This window comes from Moorena sp. SIO3B2, from assembly GCF_010692525.1.
GTDB lineage: Bacteria > Cyanobacteriota > Cyanobacteriia > Cyanobacteriales > Coleofasciculaceae > Moorena > Moorena producens.
The window spans coordinates 1-2,869 of record NZ_JAAHHE010000606.1 but is presented as its reverse complement, the minus strand read 5'-3'; the positions used below and the strand labels follow the sequence as shown (position 1 = coordinate 2,869).

The 2,869-nt window shown below is 43.7% G+C and carries 6 protein-coding genes and 1 pseudogene; 4 read left to right on the top strand and 3 right to left on the bottom strand.

All coding sequences use genetic code 11. The features are described 5' to 3' along the window. Positions 1–327: 327 nt before the first annotated feature. From F6K38_RS44635 to F6K38_RS38730, 4 genes and pseudogenes are all read left to right on the top strand, one after another. Positions 328–912, top strand: a pseudogene (locus tag F6K38_RS44635) (Uma2 family endonuclease). Between the two features lie 375 nt (positions 913–1,287). Then, a complete protein-coding gene (locus F6K38_RS38740) occupies positions 1,288–1,494 on the top strand; it encodes a hypothetical protein (protein WP_008186276.1) in 207 nt (68 codons plus the stop codon). Continuing rightward, positions 1,491–1,751, top strand: coding sequence for a ParE family toxin-like protein (locus tag F6K38_RS38735; protein ID WP_008186278.1), 261 nt, complete (start codon positions 1,491–1,493; stop codon positions 1,749–1,751). The genes F6K38_RS38740 and F6K38_RS38735 overlap by 4 nt, the downstream gene beginning before the upstream one ends. A gap of 59 nt (positions 1,752–1,810) precedes the next feature. Next, positions 1,811–2,122, top strand: coding sequence for a hypothetical protein (locus F6K38_RS38730; protein ID WP_287263412.1), 312 nt, complete (start codon positions 1,811–1,813; stop codon positions 2,120–2,122). Between the two features lie 22 nt (positions 2,123–2,144). On the opposite strand, the gene F6K38_RS38725 is transcribed toward F6K38_RS38730, so the two are convergent. The 3 genes from F6K38_RS38725 to F6K38_RS38715 all read right to left on the bottom strand — a co-directional run bounded on the left by F6K38_RS38725 (position 2,145) and on the right by F6K38_RS38715 (position 2,834). Then, complete coding sequence (locus tag F6K38_RS38725) at positions 2,145–2,267, bottom strand: hypothetical protein (RefSeq protein ID WP_267872082.1); 123 nt, start codon at positions 2,265–2,267, stop codon at positions 2,145–2,147. 29 nt (positions 2,268–2,296) lie between these two features. Next, positions 2,297–2,527 carry a hypothetical protein gene (locus tag F6K38_RS38720; protein ID WP_009149621.1) on the bottom strand — a complete coding sequence of 77 codons (231 nt, stop codon included), beginning with the start codon at positions 2,525–2,527 and terminating at the stop codon, positions 2,297–2,299. A 133-nt stretch (positions 2,528–2,660) separates the two neighbouring features. Beyond that, positions 2,661–2,834 (bottom strand): hypothetical protein, encoded by a 174-nt coding sequence (locus F6K38_RS38715; RefSeq protein WP_287251688.1) that lies wholly within the window; start codon positions 2,832–2,834, stop codon positions 2,661–2,663. Between the last annotated feature and the right edge of the window lie 35 nt (positions 2,835–2,869).

Here is a 2,869-nt window from a genome sequence, read left to right as displayed (position 1 = left end):
TAAAAACATCTCCTACTGCCCAATGAGCAACCTCTCACCCAAGGGGATCTACGCCGTATTCTTCGTGAAGAATTATCAGTGCGATCGCCGTAGGCGCGCAGCGCCACTTCGTGGGAGCGCAAGTGCGTACGCTCTTGTAGGGTGCTTCGCGGTGAAATGTAACGCACCATCTATATACAAATTGAAACCAAAATATCCTTAACCAATACAATGGTGCGTTACGGCTTAAACTATGGCAATATCATCTATTTTTATCAACCAAACCGCCTAACGCACCCTACAAAAACTACCTGGAATATTGCTAAGCATTCTTCTGCTAACTTAATTATGCAATCACCCAGCATTACTAACTCCTTAGACACTTTTCTCCAACAACCGAATATAGAAGCATCTCCTGCTTGGGAATTCATCCATGGACACCCGAAGCAAAAGCCTATGCCAACACTGTTTCATTCCCGCCTCCAACGCAACCTCGTAAACGCCATCAACAATCAAACCCAAGCATACGAAGCTATTCAAGAACTCCGGTGCATCATTCCTCCCTTATCCCCTGTACCAGATATTGTCGTTGTTAAAAGCGTCCGCCTCAGAGATCAAGATGGCCCCCTGCAAGGTTCACCAGACTGGTTAATTGAAATTCGCTCCCCTGACCAAAGCACATTAGACCTACAGAACAAAATTTTGCACTTTAGGTGCGCTTTCCGCATTAAGAATTAAATTCGCCACGGGTCGCACCTCTTGAGCAACGGGACTCAGCTGGCTTGGCTAATCGATATTCAGCGACAGCAAATCTGGGTTTGGGAAAACCAGGAGCTACCACTGGTGTTTGCCGGAACTGACATACTCCCGACACTTGACACTATCTCAGACTTTACCGTAGACGCAATAATTGGCATGACCCGACAGCGATAATGTAAGTATTCAGCTATCAGCTTTAGCCGATAAAGTAGGGTGGGCAAATCGACAGGATTGTTGATATTATTGCCTTCGCTACAGAATTTGCCCACCCTACCCAACCGAATGCGATCACACTATCAGCTTTAGCAAAGGGAACAGCGGATCTGGGAGTAGGGAGTAGGGAGTAGGGAGTAGGGAGTAGGGAGTAGAAATATCTCTCATTTGAGATTTATTTTAAACATTAGGCTGACGGCTGACAGCTAACCGCTGATGGCTGAATGCTTGCGCGATAACTCAGTGCGATCGCTCTTTTTGGGTGCAAACCATTAAATGTAAACAAATAAGTAGTCCCCGGTATAATTTGAATAGATCTGTACAAAATTAGGGCTTATGAATAAGAGTGACTTAGGAGAAATTGAACGTGCTGTCAGTCAACTGTCTAGTGAGGATCTCGCCAAATTTCGGACTTGGTTTGCAGAATTTGATGCAGCAAATTGGGATCGACAATTTGAAGCAGATGTTGCGGCTGGTAGGCTAGATGCACTAGCAGACAAAGCACTGAAAGATTTACAACAAGGAAATTGTACTGATTTGTGAAACATCTTGCTACACCAGATTTTTGGTATTATTATCGACAGCTACCATCGGAAATCCAAGAACTTGCCGATAGATGTTACGAGTTGCTCAAACAGGATCCTCGATATCCCTCACTACATTTCAAGAAAGTAGGTCGGTTTTGGTCAGTTCGAGTGGGTTTACACTACAGAGCGATTGCGGTAGAAAAGGATAATGATCTAGCTTGGTTTTGGATTGGAACACACGCCGAATATGACAAAATATTAGGCTCAAAGTAGCGATCGCCTGGTGCGATCGCTCTTGTCGGGTGGGCAAATGGACATGATTCTTTATCAAATTGTCAAACTCTCAGAATTTGCCCACCCTACAGTGCTTTCAACCTTCAATATCCCAACCTTCAACCTTCAACATCCCAACCTTCAACCTTCAACATCCCAACCTTCAACCTTCAACATCCCAACCTTCAACATCCCAACCTTCAACCTTCAACATCCCAACCTTCAACCTTCAACCAACTAACCTTCAACCTTCAACATCCCAACCTTCAACATCCCAACCTTCAACCTTCAACATCCCAACCTTAAAAAAAATAGCCGCAGAAATACTATCCACGGCTAGGAATGTTACCTTATGTCATTCAGTTTTATAACCTATCCAGACGTGCTCCTATGTTATTGGACCGGATGGTTTGGCCAGGGGGAAAACCCCCCAGCAATGTCTTGATGCAGTCGCTCATGGGGGAAACCCCCAAGACCGTAATGGTGCGTTTTCCGTAGGCGAATTAAATTCGCCACGGGTCGCACCTCTGCATCGCTTTAACGTTTTAACGGAGCCTGAAGTACTTGGTCATAATTGTTATGAATTCTCCGGGAACATCCGTCCGCTGCAGAGGACTCCACTCGGATATTTGGGCGTAGCCCATTGCATACAGGGCATGCATGGTATTAGTTACTGCCTTGCGGTCGCCCTTTAAAATGTGCTGAACACGGATTTTTTTGTTGGAAGAATCCTCTGGATTGTTGTCTGGATTATTAGTTGGAAATTCTGATGGCATAAGGGTAACCTTTTGCTTTTTGTTTACATATATAATCGTAATGATTATAATTTAATTTGTCAAGGGTTTTTATAATTTTTTTTTTGAGGGAGAATGTAAATAAATGCGATCGATAGCTATCAGCTATCAGTTATCAGCTATAGCAAAGGGAGTAGGGAGTAGGGAGTAGGGAGTATTGAGACTCATCACTTTTAGTTCTCAACTGTACCTCAACCGTAGTTGTTACATCAATTCCACGATGGCGTAATTCCCGGGCAATTACCGATTTAATATGCTCATCCAAATGATAACGAATCCTTTTACTCACCCTTTAAATTCCTAAGTTTTTCCTGTAATAAAGAA

What these genes read in the sequence shown, in the direction of transcription:
- F6K38_RS38740 (WP_008186276.1), top strand. Translation starts at nt 1,288, where the DNA reads ATGAATAAGAGTGACTTAGGAGAAATTGAACGTGCTGTCAGTCAACTG.
- F6K38_RS38720 (WP_009149621.1), bottom strand. Translation starts at nt 2,527, where the DNA reads ATGCCATCAGAATTTCCAACTAATAATCCAGACAACAATCCAGAGGAT.